Source organism: Gillisia marina (genome assembly GCF_000258765.1).
In the GTDB taxonomy this organism is placed as follows: Bacteria; Bacteroidota; Bacteroidia; order Flavobacteriales; family Flavobacteriaceae; genus Gillisia; species Gillisia marina.
Genome location: NZ_AJLT01000024.1, coordinates 1 through 21,973, shown reverse-complemented (window position 1 = coordinate 21,973; position 21,973 = coordinate 1). Strand labels below are relative to the sequence as shown.

Annotated in this window: 21 protein-coding genes and 2 pseudogenes; 13 read left to right on the top strand and 10 right to left on the bottom strand. The window is 34.5% G+C overall.

Going from position 1 to position 21,973, the window contains the following annotated elements; all coding sequences use genetic code 11:
- The first annotated feature begins 10 nt into the window (after nt 1–10).
- A pseudogene (locus ON07_RS14890) lies at nt 11–1,530 on the top strand (GH3 family domain-containing protein).
- 12 nt (nt 1,531–1,542) lie between these two features.
- Here ON07_RS14890 and ON07_RS07665 read toward each other — a convergent pair.
- Nucleotides 1,543–2,112 (bottom strand): hypothetical protein, encoded by a 570-nt coding sequence (locus ON07_RS07665; protein WP_033445058.1) that lies wholly within the window; start codon nt 2,110–2,112, stop codon nt 1,543–1,545.
- Between the two features lie 230 nt (nt 2,113–2,342).
- Nucleotides 2,343–2,534: a cold-shock protein gene (locus ON07_RS07660; RefSeq protein WP_010229690.1), complete on the bottom strand. Its 192-nt coding sequence runs from the start codon at nt 2,532–2,534 to the stop codon at nt 2,343–2,345.
- A gap of 279 nt (nt 2,535–2,813) precedes the next feature.
- Here ON07_RS07660 and ON07_RS07655 point away from each other — a divergent pair, with 279 nt between their 5' ends.
- Entirely contained in the window at nt 2,814–3,773 is a 960-nt protein-coding gene (locus tag ON07_RS07655; RefSeq protein ID WP_010229688.1) for a L,D-transpeptidase, read from the top strand.
- A 59-nt stretch (nt 3,774–3,832) separates the two neighbouring features.
- Here ON07_RS07655 and ON07_RS07650 read toward each other — a convergent pair whose 3' ends face one another.
- Nucleotides 3,833–4,477: a SanA/YdcF family protein gene (locus ON07_RS07650; RefSeq protein WP_010229686.1), complete on the bottom strand. Its 645-nt coding sequence runs from the start codon at nt 4,475–4,477 to the stop codon at nt 3,833–3,835.
- A 173-nt stretch (nt 4,478–4,650) separates the two neighbouring features.
- Here ON07_RS07650 and ON07_RS07645 point away from each other — a divergent pair, with 173 nt between their 5' ends.
- The gene (locus tag ON07_RS07645) at nt 4,651–5,283 is read left to right on the top strand and encodes an NAD(P)H-dependent oxidoreductase (RefSeq protein ID WP_010229685.1); all 633 of its coding nucleotides are present in this window, start codon (nt 4,651–4,653) and stop codon (nt 5,281–5,283) included.
- A gap of 8 nt (nt 5,284–5,291) precedes the next feature.
- On the opposite strand, the gene ribB is transcribed toward ON07_RS07645, so the two are convergent.
- The 4 genes and pseudogenes from ribB to ON07_RS14885 form a co-directional block, all read right to left on the bottom strand.
- A complete protein-coding gene (ribB, locus tag ON07_RS07640) occupies nt 5,292–6,440 on the bottom strand; it encodes a 3,4-dihydroxy-2-butanone-4-phosphate synthase (RefSeq protein ID WP_010229684.1) in 1,149 nt (382 codons plus the stop codon).
- 112 nt (nt 6,441–6,552) lie between these two features.
- On the bottom strand, nt 6,553–7,920 hold the full coding sequence (locus ON07_RS07635; RefSeq protein ID WP_081483382.1) for an LptF/LptG family permease: 1,368 nt from the start codon (nt 7,918–7,920) through the stop codon (nt 6,553–6,555).
- 1 nt (nt 7,921) lies between these two features.
- Nucleotides 7,922–8,443: a LolA family protein gene (locus ON07_RS07630; RefSeq protein ID WP_316928114.1), complete on the bottom strand. Its 522-nt coding sequence runs from the start codon at nt 8,441–8,443 to the stop codon at nt 7,922–7,924.
- 147 nt (nt 8,444–8,590) lie between these two features.
- Nucleotides 8,591–10,956 (bottom strand): annotated as a pseudogene (locus tag ON07_RS14885) (DNA translocase FtsK).
- A 204-nt stretch (nt 10,957–11,160) separates the two neighbouring features.
- Between ON07_RS14885 and ON07_RS07620 the strand changes: the two are divergent.
- Nucleotides 11,161–11,574 carry a hypothetical protein gene (locus tag ON07_RS07620; RefSeq protein ID WP_010229680.1) on the top strand — a complete coding sequence of 138 codons (414 nt, stop codon included), beginning with the start codon at nt 11,161–11,163 and terminating at the stop codon, nt 11,572–11,574.
- Between the two features lie 57 nt (nt 11,575–11,631).
- Here ON07_RS07620 and ON07_RS07615 read toward each other — a convergent pair whose 3' ends face one another.
- Both ON07_RS07615 and ON07_RS15945 read right to left on the bottom strand, forming a co-directional pair.
- The gene (locus ON07_RS07615; protein WP_010229679.1) at nt 11,632–12,480 is read right to left on the bottom strand and encodes a TorF family putative porin; all 849 of its coding nucleotides are present in this window, start codon (nt 12,478–12,480) and stop codon (nt 11,632–11,634) included.
- A 9-nt stretch (nt 12,481–12,489) separates the two neighbouring features.
- Complete coding sequence (locus ON07_RS15945; protein ID WP_010229678.1) at nt 12,490–14,502, bottom strand: ATP-binding protein; 2,013 nt, start codon at nt 14,500–14,502, stop codon at nt 12,490–12,492.
- Between the two features lie 443 nt (nt 14,503–14,945).
- On the opposite strand from ON07_RS15945, the gene ON07_RS07605 reads away from it, so the two are divergent.
- From ON07_RS07605 to ON07_RS07570, 9 genes are all read left to right on the top strand, one after another.
- On the top strand, nt 14,946–15,296 hold the full coding sequence (locus tag ON07_RS07605; RefSeq protein ID WP_010229677.1) for a YciI family protein: 351 nt from the start codon (nt 14,946–14,948) through the stop codon (nt 15,294–15,296).
- 18 nt (nt 15,297–15,314) lie between these two features.
- Nucleotides 15,315–15,920 carry a DinB family protein gene (locus ON07_RS07600; protein ID WP_155807179.1) on the top strand — a complete coding sequence of 202 codons (606 nt, stop codon included), beginning with the start codon at nt 15,315–15,317 and terminating at the stop codon, nt 15,918–15,920.
- A 139-nt stretch (nt 15,921–16,059) separates the two neighbouring features.
- Entirely contained in the window at nt 16,060–17,322 is a 1,263-nt protein-coding gene (locus ON07_RS07595) for an RNA polymerase sigma factor (RefSeq protein ID WP_010229675.1), read from the top strand.
- A 215-nt stretch (nt 17,323–17,537) separates the two neighbouring features.
- Nucleotides 17,538–17,969, top strand: a complete 432-nt coding sequence (locus ON07_RS07590; RefSeq protein WP_010229674.1) for a hypothetical protein — start codon at nt 17,538–17,540, stop codon at nt 17,967–17,969.
- A 163-nt stretch (nt 17,970–18,132) separates the two neighbouring features.
- On the top strand, nt 18,133–18,732 hold the full coding sequence (locus tag ON07_RS07585; protein ID WP_010229665.1) for a GNAT family N-acetyltransferase: 600 nt from the start codon (nt 18,133–18,135) through the stop codon (nt 18,730–18,732).
- Nucleotides 18,733–19,073: 341 nt separating this feature from the next.
- Nucleotides 19,074–19,352 carry a nuclear transport factor 2 family protein gene (locus tag ON07_RS17090; protein WP_237708882.1) on the top strand — a complete coding sequence of 93 codons (279 nt, stop codon included), beginning with the start codon at nt 19,074–19,076 and terminating at the stop codon, nt 19,350–19,352.
- Entirely contained in the window at nt 19,324–19,560 is a 237-nt protein-coding gene (locus tag ON07_RS17085) for a hypothetical protein (protein ID WP_237708881.1), read from the top strand. The genes ON07_RS17090 and ON07_RS17085 overlap by 29 nt, the downstream gene beginning before the upstream one ends.
- 48 nt (nt 19,561–19,608) lie before the next feature.
- Entirely contained in the window at nt 19,609–20,151 is a 543-nt protein-coding gene (locus ON07_RS07575; RefSeq protein ID WP_010229664.1) for a DUF4287 domain-containing protein, read from the top strand.
- A 63-nt stretch (nt 20,152–20,214) separates the two neighbouring features.
- Nucleotides 20,215–21,015 carry a cyclase family protein gene (locus ON07_RS07570; RefSeq protein ID WP_010229663.1) on the top strand — a complete coding sequence of 267 codons (801 nt, stop codon included), beginning with the start codon at nt 20,215–20,217 and terminating at the stop codon, nt 21,013–21,015.
- A gap of 156 nt (nt 21,016–21,171) precedes the next feature.
- Here ON07_RS07570 and ON07_RS07565 read toward each other — a convergent pair whose 3' ends face one another.
- Nucleotides 21,172–21,882: a hypothetical protein gene (locus ON07_RS07565; protein ID WP_010229662.1), complete on the bottom strand. Its 711-nt coding sequence runs from the start codon at nt 21,880–21,882 to the stop codon at nt 21,172–21,174.
- Between the last annotated feature and the right edge of the window lie 91 nt (nt 21,883–21,973).

Sequence of the window (21,973 nt, the reverse complement as noted above, 5' to 3'; positions counted from 1 at the left end):
GCATTTATTTATGGCAATTATAGGTTCAATTATTAAGGGTTTAATAGATTTAAGAGATAAAATTGTTTCTGAACCCGATGCCGATGAAGCTCAATTAGAAGTCTTGAAAGGCTTGCTGAATAAGGCAAAAAATACTGCTTTTGGTAAGCATTATAAATTCGAAGAAATTTTAGAAGCAGATGACATTCGTGCCGCTTACGCAGAGCGAATTCCAAATTTCGATTACAATAAGCTTAATGAAGAATGGTGGTATAAAATGCATGAAGGGGAAACCGATGTAGTTTGGCCCGGATCACCACCATATTTTGCGTTGAGTTCTGGGACAACCGGTAAAACTAGTAAGCGTATTCCTGTTTCGGAAGATATGGTAGAGGCAATACGGACTTCCGGTATAAAGCAAGTTGGAGCCTTAACTAATTTTGATCTTCCAACAGAGTTCTTTGAAAAGGAGATCATGATGTTGGGAAGTTCTACAGATCTACAAAAGGAAGGTGATCATGAAGAAGGGAGATAAGTGGAATTTCAGCCAGCAATATTCCATTTTGGTTTAAAGGATATTATAAGCCGGGAGAAGAAATTGCGAAGATTGAAGATTGGGATGAACGTATAGAAATGATCGCTAAAAATGCCAAAACTTGGGATATTGGCGCAATTTCTGGAATTCCATCTTGGATGGAATTAATGTTCAAAAAGGTGATCGAGTATCATAATGTGGACAACATTCATGATATCTGGCCAAATTTTCAAGTTTATACTTCGGGTGGAGTTGCGTTTGAGCCTTATGAAAAGAGTTTTAATGCATTGTTGGCTCATCCTGTTACTGTGATAGATACCTATTTGGCTTCAGAAGGTTTTATGGCGTATCAACAGCGTCCGGAAACCCATGCAATGAAGCTTGTATTGGATAACGGAATTTACTTTGAATTTGTTCCTTTTAAGGCTGAATATATAAATGAAGATGGATCTATTACTGATAATGCGCCTGTTGTCCAACTTAAAGATGTAAAAGAGGAAGAAGATTATATCTTACTTATTAGCACGGTATCCGGAGCATGGAGGTACTTAATAGGGGATACTATTAAATTTACTGATGTTAGTAGACATGAGATCAAGATCACAGGAAGAACGAAATTTTTTTTGAATGTTGTTGGTTCTCAGCTTTCAGTAAATAAAATGAATGATGCAATCCAGGATCTGGAGAAAAAGTATGATATCGAAATTCCGGAATTTACTTTAGCGGCAGTTCGCATCGATGGTGATTTTCATCACTCTTGGTACTTGGGTACAGATGCTGAATTAAATAATGAGGAATTGGCTGAAGCTTTGGATAATTCCTTAAAAGATGCCAATAAAAACTATAAAGTTGCTAGATCTAAAGCCTTAAAAGGAGTGAAGGTTACTACAATCCCTCCAAATCATTTTTACGAATGGAATGCATTGAATAAGAAGAAAGGTGGACAGGTGAAAATGGAACGGGTAATGAATGAAGAGAAGTTTGCGCAGTGGGAAGAATTTATTGCAGGTTTATAAACTAAGAATCTGCTATTCTTTTAGTTCATCTACTAATAAGAGAATTTCTTCAGGCGATAAATATAATTTTCGAATACGATCCTTGTAGACGGTAGAAAGATGCGCATGGTTTAAGATGAAATCTTTGGTAGCGAGGATATAATCGCCCATTCCATGACTTACCGCAAAGGTATCTGCAGCTCTTTCGGCTACTTTGATGAATTTATGAGAGGTAAGATAACCTATTCCGAATTTGATAAGGTTAAAACCACTACGTTCTTGATAATCCATGATATGCCCCAGTTCATGACCTATCCATCCAATAAGTACATCTGAAGGTATTTCTGAAATGGAGAAGGATTCGTTTTCAATATGAAAGTGTTCCGTTATCATCACAAAATAAGATCGGTTCTTTTTATTTTTGAATATTCCAGAGAACTTTGGCTGAGCCTGCATAAAAGACTTCTTGATCTTTTTCTTGAATCTAAATTCGATAGGAGTATCCTTTAATTCCGGATAATGAGAAAGCGCAATTTTAACTTCTTCGGCAATAGATTCAGGAATAATCTTATTAGTAATCTCAAACGAATTTAAATCTTTCATAGTAAGGCTAGAGGAGCTATAAACATTAGTTTGCAAGAAAATTAAGATAGCAACACCAATAATTTTAGCTTTTATATTGAACAAAATATTTTAGGGATTTAATAATTTTAAAGATAATGTTCTAAAATCGTTCCATAAAGTATTTTAGAAAAGTTTAGAACAAAAAAAAAGCTTCGCACATTGTGCGAAGCTTTAAAATTGTCATAAGTATAGTATACTATAAACGAAGCCTAAGCTTGTTTTACATTTACTGCATTTAATCCTTTTCTTCCTTCTTCTAGATCAAACGTAACTTCGTCGTTTTCTCTAATTTCATCAACAAGACCATTTGCATGTACAAAATATTCTTTGTTTGACTCTTCGTCTGTGATAAATCCAAATCCTTTAGTGTCGTTAAAGAATTTTACGGTACCTCTATTCATTATATATAAATTTAATTTGTGCAAATATAGATCTTTTTGTTGACTATTTAAAATTTACAGACTTTTTTTTAAAAGTTTATGACAAATAATCATATTTAATAAAAATATGTTAATTGTTGGAAGATTCTATAAATAGAGTCTTTCATAAGCAAAATGATAAATTTCTATTAAATACGGCTCAATGTTTGTTAAAGTATATAAAAACGACAAGGCTTTTAAGCTGCTTAGTGCGAAATTTGTTTCATAATTCTAATAAAGCTGAATTAATCTAAAAGACCTATGAAGCCCTATTCAAAGAACTCCTCCCTAATATTTCTGTTTTTACTTTGTATTACAGTCCTAATTGTTTCTTGTGAGGACAAATCTGGTAAAAACACCAATACCACTGATCATAATATTGATAAGAAGGATAGCATCATTGTTGTTTCCGAAGAAATGGTAGAGCCTGAATTGGTGGTAACGTATAGTATTGATTCTTTAAAAACGTCGGTAGAATTGGACAGTTTCAAAAACAAATATTCTGAAGCGCAACAAAAAGTGATCTATGCACTTAATAGAATTGAAGGAAAAAGTGTTAGGGTAGGAAAGAACCTTGTGGTTCCAGATACCTTGTTTGAAGATATTTTTAATTATGCTCCATTTCCAAAAAAACTGAATACAATTACTGATATACCAAAAACAGTATTAATCTCTCAGCGTGTACAGGGTTTTGCATTATATGAAAACGGCAACCTTGTAAAATGGGGTCCAGTAAGTTCAGGAAAAAAGTCTACACCTACTCCCAACGGGTTGCATTACGCAAACTACAAGGCTAAGAAAAAAGTAAGCACGGTAGATGAATCTTGGTTATTACCCTATTATTTCAATTTTATGAATTTTGAAGGGGTAGGAGTTCATCAATATGCATTACCGGGTTATCCTGCCAGTCACGCGTGCGTGAGGCTCTACATGGATGATGCACAGTATATTTATGATTGGGCAACACAATGGGAATTAACTCCAAATGGGAGATCTGTCCATAAAAACGGAACTCCGTTTATGGTTTTTGGTGCTTACGATTATAATTCCCCAGCTCCTTGGTTTCAATTAGCTGAAAACAGCGATTGCAATGATTTGCTGGATAGTGAATTAAGAACCCTTGCGCAGTATAAGGCTGCTTATGACGCAGATGAGAAGAATGTCCGCGATTTCAGAGAAAAAGAACAGGATGGTCTAATAGCCATGAATGGTATACCATAAATCTAAAGCTTAGCTTAGGATTAACATTGGTAGTACTACGCACTGGTAGTTCTATTGATTTAATTCTCTTTAACGGGAATTTTTTCACCCATATTTTCTGGTTCGTTATTGGTAATTACTTCCCATAACGCTTTTATATTGGCTAATTTTTCTCTTCGAATTAAACTGTTTTCTGTTTTATAATGTTTTGCTTTTGCCGATATTCCAATATAATCCAAACCTAAACTGTTAGCAATAAAGAGTGTTCTTGGAAGATGAAAATTTTGAGTAACTACAATTGCATTAGGAACCTGATAAATGAAATTGGATCTATACATACTGTCATAAGTATCTATTCCGGCAGGATCTGTGAAAATTAAATTTTCAGGCACATCTCTTTCCAATAAATAGTTCTTCATAGCGCTTACTTCATCATAATCATTTCTTCTATTGTCACCACTTAAAAGAAATTGCGATGCTTTTCCTGCTCTAAAAATATTCAAGGCTGTATCTACACGATCTTGCAGAATTGGTGATAATTTTCCATCGGAATGTACACTTGCGCCTAAAACAATAATAGTATTAGATGTTGGGAGATCAGAAATTTCTTCAAAAATATCATCTTCTGTAGATTCTTGAATATAGGTGTTGATTCCCCAAATAATTGATATACCTCCACCTAAACTAATTAGGACATAAATTAAAATTTTTTTAAAGCTATTCATCTATTTAGTTTGTAGCGTTGGATGATAACGGAGACTATGTAAAAGTAGTATTTTTAAGATTGCTCGAAGAGCTTTGAATAGAACAACTTTCTATGAAATTGAATTACGAGCATAGTTGTTTCGACTTGCAGATAGTTATGCCTAAATTTGTAATCTTAATATGATTAAAAGAAATGAATAATATTGAAGCCTTAAAGTGGAGGTATGCCACTAAAAAATTTGATGAAAATAGAATCCTTTCAGAAACTAAAATAGAGATCCTGAAACATGCTTTTAATTTAACTGCAACATCTTACGGATTGCAACCCATTAAAATGGTAGTTGTTCATAATAAGGAACTTCAACAAAAATTAGTTGAGGCTTCTATGAATCAACAGCAGGTAGCATCTGCCTCTCATGTTTTGGTGCTTTGCATAGAACGGGAAATCGGCAAGCAGTTTATTGAAAATTATTTTAATTATGTTCAGAAAATTCGTGCTACGCCCAACGAGATTCTTTCGCCATTTAAAGATTTTTTAATTGACGATTTTAAGAATAAACATATAGATGAAATTACTTCTTGGGCAACGAATCAGGCTTTTTTAGCTATGGGAACGCTACTCACAGTTGCTGCTACTGAAGCTATTGATGCATGCCCTATGGAGGGATTTGAGCCCGAGAAATATGATAAAATACTTGGTTTAGATAAATTAAATCTGAAATCGGTATTGGTTTTACCGGTTGGATTTAGGGCAAAAGATGATATGTTTTCTGAATTTAAAAAGGTACGAAGACCAATCTCCGACGTAATTATAGAACTAGATTAATTAGTAGTCTAATAATTTACATATTCCATAATCTCTAAACCATAACCTATCATTCCCACACGTTTTGTTTGTTGAGAGTTAGATAACAATTTAATTTTATGAATTTCCAGATCGTGTAAGATTTGTGCGCCAATTCCAAAATCCTTATAATCCATTATAATTGGCGGTGCTTTAACTACTCCCTTTTTCTGGCGTTCCTTTAGTTCTGATAGCCTACTTAATAAATTAAGCGATTGGCTGGCAGGATTAATAAAGACTATAGCTCCACGACCTTCGTCGTTAACAGCCTTAAACATGTCGTCCAGCTTTTTATCGGCATTATTGGTAAGCGTTCCTAGGATGTCATTATTGACTAGGGTAGAATTTACACGTACCAAAATCTCTTCATTGGTTTTCCAAGTTCCTTTTGTAAGTGCAATATGAACTTGATTATTGGTAGTTTGCTTGTAAGCTCTTAATCTAAAGGTTCCAAATCTTGTTTGAATATCAAAATCCTCCTTTTTCTCGATTAAGGAATCGTGTTGCATTCTATAAGCAACAAGATCTTCTATAGAAACAATCTTAAGATCAAATTTATTAGCAACCTCCATAAGCTGAGGTAATCTTGCCATCGTTCCATCTTCATTCATGATTTCCACTATCACTCCTGCGGGTTGAAAGCCAGCTAATCTAGCAAAATCTATAGCAGCCTCTGTATGTCCGGTTCTTCTTAAAACGCCTCCTTCTTTAGCCTTCAAAGGAAAAACATGTCCTGGTCTACTAAGATCTATGGGTTTTGTGTCTGGGTCTATTAATGCTTTAATGGTCTTTGCTCTATCTGAAGCGGAGATCCCGGTAGTCACACCATTCCCTTTTAAATCTACAGAAATGGTAAAAGCAGTTTCCATTGGGTCGGTGTTGTTCCCAACCATCATTTCCAACTTTAACTCTTTGCAGTGCTCTTCAGTAATTGGAGCGCAAATAAGTCCGCGGCCATGAGTAGCCATAAAATTGATCATTTCAGGTGTTACAGCTTCTGCTGCGGCAAGAAAATCTCCTTCATTCTCCCTATCTATATCATCTACAACAATAATAACTTTTCCAGCCCGGATGTCATCTATGGCTTCCTGGATAGAATGTAATTTTAATTGTTGTTTGTTTTGGATTGCTTGCGGCATAATAATAGTTTCTTATTCAGGCTGCAAAGATATTTAATCTATTTTGTTTCCGTCTTACTCCTGAAGAGTTTTTTAATAAGCTTATTAATTGGAGCCATGAAATTTCCAACGGCTAAAAGGCTTGATCTGTTGTTGCTCTATAGGTTAAAAATATCCCCAGTGGCAACATGATTAAAGTAGAAAGCCAGGAGGCTAGGAATGGACTCATACTGCCATCTTCTGCACTGTTTTTAGCGAAAATCCCTATAAAATGGTAGGAGAGGAATATTAAAATGGCCACTACCATAGGTAATCCCATTCCTCCTTTTCTAATTATTGCTCCCAATGGAGCTCCCACAAAAAATAAAATAATACATGCTACGCCCAATACGTATTTTTCGTGTAGTGCTATTTCAAACTTGTTCAGTTGTCTTGCACTATTCTTAAACTCCTGTTTTTTTATGGTAACATTAGAAAGTGCTGCATTAACAGACCCCAAGGAAAGATCTACAATTTGTAAAGCATTCTTATTATTATATAACTCGAGAATCGATTCATCAAAATTGGTGATGGAGTCTTTAGCTTTGTAATTGATAGCAAAATAAGTTGCACCGGTACGGCTATAAATAACATCGGCGAACTTGTTTAATTCTTGATTATAAGAGGTAGAAAAAGAATCTATACTTTGTGAAAGCTCACCAATCCTAAGCATGTTCTGAGAATTTTTATAATTCTCATCATCCAAATCTACATTATTGAAATTAGAAATATCAATATTGATAATATACTCCTTAAAATAACTTTTGGCAAATGGTTTATTGGCACGTTTGGAGGGATCCTTTTGTGGAATTTCATCGTAATAATTACCATCTTTCAAAATTAGAGATAATATCTCAGAATTTGTACTACCCACAAGCTCTCCTTCAGTAGCTTTCATAACTGTAAGATTTCCACCTCTTGTTGATTTCTGATGGATAATCACATTTTTTAGATACTGGTCGTTGTCGCCAGTTTTTTCATCTACTTTGATATTAAAATCTTGAATGTCGTTAAAAACTCCTTCAGAAATAGCCATTGTGGGCTTTAGCTGCGCTATATTCTTTCTTAGATTAATCGATTTAAACTCTGCAGCAGGAATTACATTATTAGAAAAGAAGAAGGCTACAAGACTTATAAAAACGATGAATATAGTTAGACTTCTCATCGCACGCCCTAATGAGATCCCAGAAGATTTCATGGCAGCGAATTCATAATTTTCAGCAAAACTTCCAAAAGTCATTATGGAAGTCAGCAAAATTGTAAGCGGTAAAACTAGAGGCACTAATTTTGGAGAAAAATAAAGCAGGAATTTTAGAATAATTCCTGCATCTATATCTTTTCCGGCAAGTTCACCTATATATAACCAGATGGTTTGAAGTACAAAAATGAACATCAAGATGATAAAAACAACAAAAAATGTTTTTAAATAACTTACTAATATGTACCGGTCTAGTATTTTCAATTTAATCTAATCGGTTGATATAAAAATCTTTATATCGAGCCTCATTAAAGCTGAAAAGATTTTTAGCTAAAGGCTGATTTGTTTTGAAACTTTTCACAGTAATGGTAATTTTTGTTCCATTATCCTGCGTCTGGATTAAGTTATAAATGTGCTTGGTCTGGCTATCTATTCCCAAAAGGATGTTCTTTACATCGGCTTTGCTATCCATTGGAGTTAACTTAATATATTGGATCTGTCTACCTTTTACGTCTTGGGTAATATCCCATTTGTAGGTGTATCCCTCTTCATAAAAAGTGAACATTTTAGAAGGCGTAATATTATTATCATCTTCCTCTACGTAGTTTGATATATTAATTTCTTGATCCTCCGGAATAATGGTATAAATTTTCTTCCCGTCGAATAATTGGGTAGTTCCCATTAAATTCAACACATATTTATTCCCATTAATACTTACATCACCACGAGTTTCTTGGCTAACGCTCTCTGCAGTATTTTCCAAAGAATACTTGAAATCTATCACCATATTATCATAGGCTTTTACCTTTGAAGATACTTCGCTTAATAATTTTTTTTGCTTTTGCAGATTCCTGAGCATTCATGGTAAATACACTGAATAATGCAATCATTACAATACTTAGTCTTTTCATTTTTAGTTTTTTAATTTTGTGTCTCAATCGTTTAATAGCTGGTCTAAAGAGACGAGATCTGTTACTAAAACCTGTCGGGCTTTACTCCCTTCAAAATGGCCTACAATTCCGGCAGCTTCTAACTGATCTATAATTCTTCCGGCACGGTTGTATCCTACTTCAATTTTCGTTGTAGTAAAGAGGCAGAACCTTGTTGCGCAATCACTATAATTTCTGCGGCTTCCCGGAACAATTTATCTCGCTCGCTTACATCTATATCAAGTCCTGTGCCACTCTCTGCATCCTCATATTCTGGGAGTAAATGAGCATCGGGATATGCTTTTTGGGAACCAATAAATTCTGTGATTTTATCTACTTCCGGAGTATCTACAAACGCACATTGAAGGCGTACCAAATCATTCCCTTGCGTAAATAACATATCTCCTCGTCCAATTAACTGATCGGCTCCTTGGCTGTCCAGAATCGTTCGGGAATCTATTTTAGAAGTTACCCTAAAAGCAACCCTAGCCGGGAAGTTTGCTTTTATGATTCCTGTAATAACATTTACCGATGGTCGCTGAGTTGCAATAATTAAGTGAATTCCAATAGCTCGAGCCAATTGAGCCAATCTTGCGATCGGTGTTTCCACTTCTTTTCCGGCTGTCATTATAAGATCGGCAAATTCATCGATCACCAATACGATATAAGGAAGAAACTGATGTCCGTTCTCCGGATTAAGTTTCCTAGCTTTAAATTTTACATTATATTCTTTAATGTTCCTAACCATTGCATCTTTAAGAAGATTATAACGGTCATCCATTTCTATACAGAGAGAATTAAGAGTAGCAATCACCTTAGAATTATCTGTGATAATTGCATCTTCAGATCCTGGAAGCTTTGCCAGATAATGGCGCTCAATCTTATTGAACAGCGTAAGTTCCACTTTTTTAGGATCTACTAATACAAATTTCACTTCTGCCGGATGTTTGCAATAGAGCAGGGAAGTTAAAATGGCATTTAACCCAACTGACTTTCCTTGTCCTGTAGCTCCCGCCATTAACAAGTGAGGCATTTTAGCAAGATCTACGACAAAAGTTTCATTAGAAATAGTTTTCCCTAAGGCCAAAGGCAATTCCATTTCAGCATTTTGGAATTTTGGCGACGCAATTACAGAGCGCATAGAAACTATAGTAGCATTCTTATTAGGTACCTCGATACCAATGGTTCCTTTCCCCGGGATTGGAGCAATGATTCTAATTCCTAAGGCCGCAAGTGAAAGGGCAATATCGTCTTCTAAGTTTTTAATCTTGGAGATACGGATTCCGGCTTCAGGAACTATTTCATATAAAGTTACCGTTGGACCAACGGTCGCCTTTATGTGAGCAATATCGATCTTATAATTTTTGAGCGTAGAAACAATATTGTTTTTGTTCTCTTCTAATTCTTCTTGATCTACAGTTATTCCACCACCGCCGGCATTATAATCTTTTAGAAAATCTATAGTGGGCCACTTGTAATTTTTAAGTTCCAAAGTTGGATCAAATTCCCCAAAATCCTTTACCAATTTACCGCTCAGCGTATCTTCAACAGCTTCCTCCTCAACAGTTTCTACTTCCATTTTCAAGTCTTCGTCTATTACTGGCTTTTTGGGAGCAGGAGCATCATTGTTTACTGTTAGTGGTGTAGGTTTAGATTTATCTTCAATAGTGGTAGTTTCCTTTTTTGGAATTACTGTTGAAACCCAATCTTCTTCTTCATGAGTTTTATTTACAGGTATTGAAGTTGTGGATGATGTTTCAAAATCATCTCGTATTTCCTTCTTTTTGGTATTGATAAATGAGCCTATAAGTTCCGGAGTTATTTTTAATCTAATAACCAGATACGCTATGAGCACAAAGCTAAGCAACAGCGATGTTCCTATAAGACCTATGTAATCTTGTAAATAATCGTTGATCTCAAACCCCACACGACCACCTAACATGGCATTCTTTTCAGCAAAAAAACCGAAGAATACAGCCCACCAAACCATCATTAATAATCCCCAGAACCAAAATTTAAAAAGATTTTTCAGCTTGAAATCAAAGAAAAGATAGATTCCTGTAAGAGTAACCAAACTGGCTAATATAAACGCAGCAAGTCCAAAACCATTATAAATGAAGAAATCACTGATGCTTGCACCAAATTTGCTCATCCAATTTTTAGCGACCAACTCGCGATTGCTAAAATCTTGAAGCGTACTTTGATCTGCTTGCCAATTAAACAAAAAGGAAATAAAAGCAATAATTAAGGCGATACCTAAAAGCATTAGGAAGCTACCTAAAACTACTTTTTGTTGCCTGGAAAACTTGAATCCCGGTTTTTTGATCTTCGTATTTTTAGTTTTTCTGGTCGAGGCTTTTTTCTTGGCCATAAATTCTCAAGGGAGTTTGTGCAAAAATACAAATTAGCAAGTGTCTAATATAAAGAATAAGATTTCAATATTAACAATTAGACATTTTAACTTTTATAAACTCAAATCTAAGGTTTTTATTTTTCAAAATCCGGGAACATTAAATCCATCGTTAATTCTTAGATTTTATATCTTCATATACTTCAAATTAAATAATTGACAATTATGAGTTCTCATTTCGACCTTACAGATGCTGAATTTGAAAATCAGTTTGCTTCCACCCAATTGGATCCTTCTCTTTTCTGTCATGAAGCGCATTTAAGGTTGGCATATATCCATATTTCTAAGTATGGCGAAGAACAGGCTATCGAAAACATTACGTCTCAAATTTGGAGATATGTGCAAAAGTTGGGAGTGGAAGATAAATTTAATAAGACGCTTACTGTGGCTGCGATCAAAGCAGTTCATCATTTTATGCAGAAATCTGAGTCGGATAATTTTAAAGACTTAATTAAGGAATTCCCTAGACTTAAACTCAGGTTTAGAGACTTAATAGCAGCTCATTATAAAGTAGGTATTTATAATTCTCGAATTGCCAAACAGCGGTTTTTAGAACCCGATTTATTAGCTTTTGATTAAATCTTATTAGGGCTAATCGAGGCTAACTTTTCAGATAAAGTCTGATAATTTTAAATGTTAATTATAAACTAAGGCAATTCCAGCTACAATAAAATTACGCCCAAATATATCAGTATTTTCTGTTGCTGCATTATGTATGTATTTGAGATTTACAGGAACACTAAAGTCGTTGTTTAAGCTAAATTCTCTTGCTAAAGCTACACCTAGGTTTATAAAAGACACTTTATCAAAATCTGCATATTCATAATATTCGGCTTGATTATTTAGAACGGCTCCTGCAAAAGGATTTATTTCAATTTCAGCCAGCACATCTTCAAAATAATAATTTAACTCCACATAGGTTGTAAAGTTTTGTTTCGGATTTTCCTCATCGCTATCATATCTATAATCATTTCCGGCAATAAAAGTGCTAATAGAAGCCTCGAGGGGTAGCCAGATCTCAGAAAAATCAAAAATCAAGAGTGCATCTAGGGTTTGCACGCCATCATCACCAAAATTAAAAATGCTGGTGTCTTCATCATCAAATTTTTCTACTGAAGGATAATAATAATCCCACAATTCAATCGTAATAAAATTATTTAGCGCATAACTTATTCCTAAATCTAGTTCTTGATAAGCACGAGGGGTCAACTCATCTGTTTCATAATATAGCTTCTGAAAATTAGTTGTTGCCCAAATGCCAATACTCAGATTGTCTGTAATGGCATATTCTAAACTAGGTTGCGCAGCAACATATTTTCCTCCATAGGATTGTCCTCTCCAGAGATATTGATTAAGTATGTCCACTTGTGCGCTAAAACTGGATTCCTTTTCGACTTCAATAGTATCTTTTAAACTTTCCTGATATTGAGCATTTAAAATTCCTGTAAAACTAAAGATTAATAGAAATGGGAGCGTACTTTTCATTTAGATTTATTAGTTTATTTTTTTCTGAAATTTCAATAATGCTTCATTCATCATATTGAACAAAAGTTCTTTTTGTAGAGGCTTTTTAATATATCCATAAAAACCTGCCTTCGTAATTTCACTTTTAATTTCTTCTGAAACATAAGCGGTATGTGCTATTACAGGCAAATGAGGTCTAATTAGCTTAATTCTTTTCATCGCCTCAAAACCATCCATCTCAGGCATTTTTATATCCATAAGAACCAAATCGATTTCTGGCATATTTGAACATTTTTCTACTGCTTCGATACCATTTACTGCCCGAACTACATCATGATTTTTAGATCTTATAAGTTTGTCTACTAATAAAAAATTTATATTATCATCTTCTGCCACTAGGATGTTTCCAATTAATTGGTTGTTATACATAACCGTACTAACAGGACAGTTTTCTCCAATATGCTCATTCAAATGATCCAAAATTAAGGGTAAGGTGAAGGTGAACGTAGATCCTTTATCAATTTCAGACTGTAAGCTTAAATCGCCACCCATCATCTCTACATAAGCTTTAGAGATTGCTAGTCCCAATCCTAGTCCGCTTTTAAATTCAGAAGATTTTTTATCTAGTTTCCTAAATCTATTGAAAATTGAAATCTGATCATCTTTATGAATGCCTTGTCCCGAATCTACTACGGTAAAAATTAGTCTCTTTTTCGAGGCATCAACTGTATAGCCAAATTTTATAAAACCATGTTCTGTGAATTTTATGGCATTGGTAAGCAAGTTTGTGATAATCTGTTTTAGTTTAGTGATATCTATCATCACATGTTTTTCGAAAGGTATGTCCGGAAGTTCTAATAGAAAGTCAATATGTTCTTTTCGGGGAATCGTTATTTTAACAGCATTGTAAATTTCCTTCAGTGAATTTTGAAGGTTAATAGATGTGTAATTTGGTTCGATTTGGGCAGAATCTATTTTAGACATTTCTATAAGATCGTCTATAATAAGAACTAAATTCTTCCCGCTTTTTTGTATTATTTCTATATACTCTAAGCGTTCTGTTTTAGATAAATTAGAGTCATCTATTAGCTCTGAGAATCCTAAAATAGCATTCATAGGAGTTCTAATCTCATGGGATAGATTAGTTAGAAATGCCATTTTTAATCTATCGCTCTCCTCGGCTTTATTTTTTGCTTTTAAAAGAGCTTCATTTTGTTGATTGTTTAGTTCGAATAAATCGCCTATATCACCAAATTCACCGGAAACCCTTTTTAAATTTTTAATAGCTTTTTTATCTTTTTTCTTAAGGATTTTTGTAATTAAACGAAGTGGTTTATAGACCCATTTTTTGGAAAAATAGATGATCAACAATAAATTGATGAAGAAAGCGAGTAATATTACATAAAATAGTTGCTTTGTGGTGTCAAATTGAATGTTGGTTGGTCTTTGGAATACGAGTCGTGAAATTTGTTCGTGGTTCCAATTTTCCAAAGCTATATAAGCAATTGGTTCATTTTTAGTAGCCGATTGTGTCGCGATATCCATTTCTTCAGAAATATAAACGGATGCTCCACTAATTTGGGCTAAATTATCTGTGTATTCTTTGTTTAACAACCTACTAATAAAAAAGTAACCTGAGGGTTCTGTTTCCAACTTTTCAGGATCATCGGTTGGATGAACTGTAGCACCCATTACTTCTACCAAGCCTTCCGGAATGATCATATGAAATTTTATGAATTTCTCTTTATGTAATAGTTTGAATGCATAAGGCGGAATAAAATCTTCAGTTTTAAGATTAGCTGTCTTTTGGTTTCTTAGCATTCTGGCATCTAAGTCGTAAACAGCAACATAATCTATATCAAACGATTCTATTACAGATGCAACATCTTCATCGTACCATTCATGGTCTAGATTGTCAAAATAGTCTACGAACTTATCCCAATAAGTGAGATCTGTTATGGTGGAAAGTAAAGGTTCAGATTTTAACTCGTAAAGGGATCGAGCTTCATTATTTAACTGTTCTACAGCATTTTTTTTGTACAATAGACTCCTGTTGATTAATATAATAGAAAAGAGTGATATACATTACTGTAAACAGTCCACCTAATAATATTATAAGTAGAATGAGTTTTTTGTATGTAGTTAAAGAAATACTCTTTTTGAACATAAAATAGCAATAAATTGAGGTTAGGGCTCACTCCAATAAATATAACTTACTGGGGATGCGGGTAATATAAATAACTTTTTATTAGATTGAAGTGTTTTTTCGTTGAGTGGTTTTTAAATCGTTATTTTATAATGATTAATAATATATTTTTTGTAAAAAAAATTCATGCTTCTAAGAATAAGATGTTCAGTACTGTTTTAATCATTTAAAAAATAATTAGAAAATGATGTCCAAATATTTTTTTCTGAAGTGTTATGCCCTAAGAAGCTTGATTCTGTAAAAAGCAGAACCTTGAATTAAGAATTTAAATCGAATTAAAATGAAAGAGTATTTATTATTATTTAGAGGAGGGGAAGGACCAGACGATCACGAATCTCCTGAGGCATGGCAACAACACATGCAAAAATGGATGCAATGGATGGGTAGCCTCCAAGAAGATGGTAAACTCATTGGAGCACAACCTTTAAACGAAACCGGAAAAGTTGTACGTGGTACGGGTAAAGTAATAAGCGATGGTCCATTTATGGAAGGAAAGGAAATGGTAGGAGGATACCTTGCATGTAAGGCGAATTCTTATGACGAGGCACTGGAAATATCGAGTGGATGTCCTATCTTAGAGTTTGAAAATGGAATTGTGGAAGTGAGAGAAATTAGTGAATTAAAAATGTAATTTTAAAGTAATTAAATTATGAAAAAAATCATTTTACCTATCGTAATGTTTGTTTTAGTAAGTTTCACTGCCGGAACTATAAAACTTACAGATGCTGAACGAGAAATGGCAGTTAAGGAACTTACAGATTCTCGAGACGAAATGTTAAGCGCTTTAGATGGATTGTCTGAGGCTCAACTTAACTACAAACCCGATGCTGAAACTTGGTCTCTTGTAGAGATCACAGAGCATTTGGCGATTACAGAAAATGGAATTTTTGGAATGGTAAAGCAAAGCTTAAAAACTCCTGCAGATCCTTCCAGACGAGGTGAGGTTAAAATGAGCGATGAGCAAATTCTTGGCTTTATTGAAGACCGGTCTACCAAAGTAAAAACCCAAAAGCAAATGGAGCCAACTGGCCAGTTTGGAGACTTCGAAGCTACATTAGAGACTTTTAAAGACAGTAGAGAAGATCATATAGATTATTTAAAAGATACCGAGGACGATCTTAGAAACCATTATGCACAATTGCCTTTTGGAACTCTGGATGGTTTACAGGTAATCTTATTTATGTCTGGACACACAGATCGTCATGTACAACAAATGCATGAATTAATGAGTGCGCCAGATTTTCCTGCAGAGTAATTAAATTTAAAATGTATAAGTTTCAACCATCTTTATTGGGCGCAGTCTAATTAGATGGTTGAACTTTTTTAGCCTAGTCTTAAGAATGGTTTCTTTTAAAATTATTCTGAAATAAATTCTTTTATAATCAAACTAAATTTTGAAAAAAGAGATACAAGTATTAACAGATTCCCTTTTTAGGCGTGAAGCCGGAAAGATGGTGGCAGTACTTGTAAAGATTTTTGGGATAGAGAATTTACAGCTTTCCGAAGATGTAGTTCAAGAGACATTTATTACCGCTGTGCAAAACTGGGCTTTAAAAGGCTTGCCGGAAAATCCACCGGCTTGGCTCATGCGCGTTGCAAAAAATAAGGCAATCAACGCAATACGAAGAAACAAGTATTCTTCGAATATAGATTTCTCCGATCCAGACAGGAAGCTCTTACAGTCTGAATATACCATGAGTGCACAGATGGAAAAATTATGGCAGGAGGATGAGATCCAGGACGATCTTATGCGAATGATGTTTGCCTGTTGTCATGAACAACTTTCTCCCGAAAATCAAATTACACTGATTCTAAAAACACTCTGTGGATTTTCTACTTCAGAAATTGCCAGTGCTTTTTTAACTTCAGAAGAAAACATCTCGAAAAGATTATATCGCACCCGGGAATTTTTCAGAAAAGAAAAAATAAAGCCTGAATTCCCTGAGGATAATCAAATTCAGGAACGAATAGAAGCAGTGTTAAAGGCCATTTATCTCATTTTTAATGAAGGTTATAATTCGGGGAAATCCAACGAACTTATAAGAAAAGATCTTTTGCACCAAGCGATGTACCTCTGCAAGTTGTTGTGCGATCATAGCCAAACGCAACTACCGCAAGTATATGCTGCCATGGCACTCATGTGTTTTCACGCCTCCAGAATAGAAAGTAGAATAACTCCGGAAGGGGAAATTGTTTTATTGGCACAACAGGATAGAGGCAATTGGAATGCACAACTTATAAGTGAAGGAGTTCAATATTTAAATAAAGCAGCCTCTGGTGAGAAATTAAGTACCTATCATATTGAAGCCGCCATAGCTTATGAGCATTGTGTTACCAAAAACTATGAAGACACAAATTGGAAGCAAATATTGGCATATTACGATCTTCTTTTTCAGTTATATCCAACTTCTGTAGTGGCGCTTAATAGATTAACGGTGGTTTATAAATTGAAGGGTGGCGAATTCACCTTAAAAGAATTGAAGAAGTCGGAGTTTTTAAAAGAATGGCAAAAAAACTATCTGTATTATAGTCTGCTAGGCGAAATTTATGCGGAATCTGATAAAGCTTTAGCTGAAACAAATTATTTAAAAGCTATTTCACTCACTTCTGCGGAAGCGGAAATCCGATTATTGAATAAAAAAATAGCTGATTTGTAATCACGGCTGTTGATTTATAAAATCATTGAATTTTACATAAGCACTAAACATTTAAGTGGTTGATTATTAATTGAATATAAAATATTTTAATTAATTTAGAAGTTACGGAACTAATTATATTTCAGCTCCAAACTATACCCACATCGATTTTTGATTTTGAATTTAACCTGTTTCTCTTTGGTTGAAAAATCATTTATTAATTAAAATCAACAATCATGAGAAAATTCAAGTATTTTTTTTTAGCGATTGCCATTTTCTTCTCTGGTCAACTCCTTTCTGCCCAGGAAATAAAAGCCAAAAAAATTGAAAACCCGGTTTGGGTGAAAATGGTGTTCATAAAATTCCAGCCCGGTAAAATGGACAAGGCCAAGACTCTTATCAAGGATTATTTTGCCAAGGCCGATCAAAATGCCGGCATCCCAGCTCCTAATGCGTATCACATGACTACCGGAACTTACGACATGGTGGTGATCTGGGAAATGGAAGAAGGCTTGGAAACCCTAAATTACGAAATGACTCCAAACGATGTGAAATGGATGGGAGAGATGAGTAAATTAGCGGGTAGCCAGGATATGGCAATGAAAAAATTGGACGAATTCTATTCTTATCTAGAAGATTGGAAAACCGAAATAGCCAGAAAAGAATAAGATTTCCGAACTTATTTCAAAAGGTAAATGAAATCACTCATTTACCTTTTTCTTTTTTCTGAGGAATGATGTTATTGGAGTTGCATTTCCTATAGAATTTTATTGGAACTCCTTTGATCGATCTCAAAAGAGAATCGGTAACTTTGAACTAAAATCAATTGTGATGGACAGCCGCCATGTAGATCCCGAATTTTTAGGATCCCTACGATTTGAATCATTAACCAAGTCCAACTGGCATCATTTTGAACACCTCTTTGGTGAAAAAGGAGCCTGCGGAAATTGTTGGTGTATGTATGACCGTCTCAATAAAGCTGAATTTATCGAGGGCAAGATTGATGGTGGAAACAAGGAAGCTATGAAAAAGCTAGTTTGGGCAGGCCACCCAACCGGAATTCTTGGTTTTTATGAAGAAATCCCAATCGCTTGGTGTGCCTTTGCTCCCAGACAAGACTTCCTCAAGCTAAGTAGATCGAGAGTGCATAAACCAATAGACGACCAATTAGTATGGTCTATCCCTTGTACTTTTATCGATAAGAAATTTAGAAGACAAGGAGTTTCTGTAGCATTGCTAAAAGGAGTTATAAAGTATGCTCGAGAACAAGGTATAAAAATTATTGAAGCATATCCAACCACTCCAACTCAAGAAAAACTGCCGGACTCATTTGCTTGGATAGGCTTATATAAATCTTTTGAACGAGCAGGCTTTCAAATTGTGGATCGCACTTCTAAGAACAGGCCAATGGTTCGTTATTATGTAGATTGATTTTTTAGATGAAATCTATAATTTAGGATTTTCTAGAATTGGGAAAACCATTTATAGAATGAAATTATAAATTCGAGTATCTTTAATAAAACTGATTTTTCGTTTTTTCATAAATTACTATTTTAAAAAGCTTTCTTCAGTTTTTAACGCCATGCTGAACTTGTTTCAGCATCTCAATAAGTTGGGAGTAAACTTTGAAACCCCCGAGCCGTTTGAACTAGCTGCCAAAATGTTTTGACTTTACTTTAGACAGGTTAATACTGTGTAGCAAAGGTGCCAGATTTAGCGGAATCGAAGGACTCGAACAAATAGTATTTAGCATTTTTTAAAACCGATTAAAAATGAATCATAAAGAGCTCTTGCATAAATTTTATAGTTCGTTTTCAGATGGAAATGCGCAGGGAATGATAGCTTGTTATCATGAAGATATTATATTCCAAGACCCGGCTTTTGGTATCCTTAAAGGGGACAGGGCAAAAAGTATGTGGGAAATGTTGCTTAGCAAAAAGAATGGTAAGCTTTCCATAAGTTATGACATCTTAGAGGTAAATAAAGAATATGGGAAGGTGAAATGGACAGCTACATATAAGTATGGGCCAAAAAAAAAGAACCGTTATTAATAATGTCACTGCTAATTTTCAATTTAAAGAGGACAAGATCATAAAGCATATAGATGATTTTAATCTCTGGACATGGTCTAAGCAGGCTCTGGGAAGCAGTGGGTATTTTTTGGGCTGGTCTTCATACATGAGAGATCAAATTCAGAAAAAGACGGGAAAGCTATTAAACTCATATATTGAAAAAAAGAAGGTCGATAGCATCAAATAATAAAAAATGAATCTAGTTTATTAAATAATAGACGTAAAACTTTTAAATATGGACAAAGCACTAGAAACAATGATCGCCAATATGCCCGAGAAAACTGGTAAATCTTTAGAAGAGTGGAAACAATTATTGAAAAAGAAAGCTTTCGCCAAACACGGGGAGGCAATGAAGTTTTTGAAGGAAGAGCATAAAGTAACACACGGTTTTGCCAATACTATTGTGCAATTATCGAAAGAAAAAAACGAGGAGCCGGAAGATCTTGTGGCAAATCAATATCAAGGAAAAGAAGATTTATTACCTATCTATAAAAAGCTACTATCGGTAGTAACAACTTTTGGAGATGATGTCACTGTCACCCCTAAAAAGACAAGTGTTAGCATTATTAGAAAACGACAATTTGCTTTAATTAAACCGGCCACGAAAACCAGAATAGATCTAGGTTTAAAATTCAATGATAAACCCACTACAGAAAGACTTGAAAATTCAGGGCCTTTTGGCACTATGTGTACCCATCGGGTTAGATTAAGTGATGTTGGACAAGTAGACGCCGAATTAGAGGCTTGGCTAAAGGAAGCTTATGAGCAGGCAGAATAGAAAGGCTAACCGACTTCAAAACCTAATTTATAGAAATCATGAAAATCATCAAGACTTTTTTTTTTGATTTGCTTATTAATAATCATCGGTTGCGATAAAAAAGCAGAACGCTCTAAAGAGGTTCCTGCTTCAGAAAAAGCTGAAATTCCTATGGGCGAAATTATAGATCTTTCTCATTCTTTTTCTGAAGAAACCATTTATTGGGTAACGGCCAAAGAATTCGAAATGGAAGAAGTTGCAAAAGGTATAACCGATAAAGGTTTTTATTACGCAGCGAATAATTTTGCCACCGCAGAACATGGAGGAACACATATAGATGCACCTATACATTTTGCTGAAAATGGGCAGACGGTAGATGAAATTCCGCTTTCTAACCTTATTGGCGATGCCATTAAAATAGATGTTTCTGAAAATGCAATTGCAAACCCAGATTATCTTATTAGTATTGAAGATATTAAGACTTGGGAGGAAGAAAATGGTAAAATTAAGGTCGGCAGTATTATTTTGCTAGAAACAGGTTTTTCAAAATTATACCCGGACAAATTAAAATATTTGGGAACTGAAGAGCGGGGAGAAGAAGCGGTTAAAAAATTGCATTTTCCGGGATTAGCTCCGGAAGCGGCAAAGTGGCTGGTGAAAAATAGAAATATTCATGCGATAGGGATAGATACTCCCAGCATAGATTATGGTCAATCTCAAGATTTCGAAAGTCATATTACATTACTTTCTAAAAATATTCCTGCTTTTGAGAATCTGACGAATCTGGATAAACTTCCCAGTAAAGATTTTAAGGTAATCGCCTTACCAATGAAAATAAAAGGAGGTAGTGGTGCACCGCTGAGGATTGTTGCAATTATTAATTAAAATCCTTGTATAAATGATTAAGATTATAATAGGTTAGGTAGAGAATTAGAGTATTCTGTATTACATCTATTTCAATGATTCTTATTAAGCAACACTGATTTAAAAATATACTAAAGCCTCAAAATTAAAAACTTTGTGAATCTCGTATTTTTAAGACTACTCTCTTAAACTCCATATTTCATGAATGGGATCTCCTTTACTTGATAAGCCAGAGTGATGCCAATTTCCATCTTTTAAGCTATAATTGAATTTTAAACTAGCACCTACTCTAGAGTTGTCTCTGGAAAAGAATTCGATAGCTTCTGTATATTCTCCATTTTCGGTGGTATATGATCCCCCGCCGGTGCCCATAAATTGTTTGGTTTCTGTATTATAGGCAATCCATTGAAAACGCGTCCCGGATAAAATTTTCATAGTTTTCCTTGGTCCGCTCGTGTCTCGTAGCTGTATTTCTCCATCTCTAATTCTGCCAGACATTAACCAGGAGCCTTGTAATTTCCCGGGGTCTCCATGATCTATTCTATTGTAAACGATCTCACTATCTAAAATTCCCATAATAGAATCATTATTAAACACGCCAAAACTTACTTCAGTGCCAACCCGTTCAGGATCTTTCGTGTCAAATTCAATTTTTGCCGTTATTGTATCACCATTTAAATTCCAAGTCCCGCCGTTTGTGCGTATAAATTCACCCGTACTAGCCTTATATGTGCTTGTTACTTGAAAGCCATCTGCAATAATCAAAACACTTTTAAGTTTCTCATCATTTTCTAAAGTATAGGTTCTTTCCCAGGCCCCAATAAAACTTTGCGCTTGAACCCCTAATGAAAAGAAGGTACAAAGGAGTATTACTACTATATTTTTCATTTTTTTATATTTTTTTTAGATTTAAAAATACTACAACTACTCTAAAATAGGATTTATTACCTCGATTATTATCAAATAGAATATTAAAAAA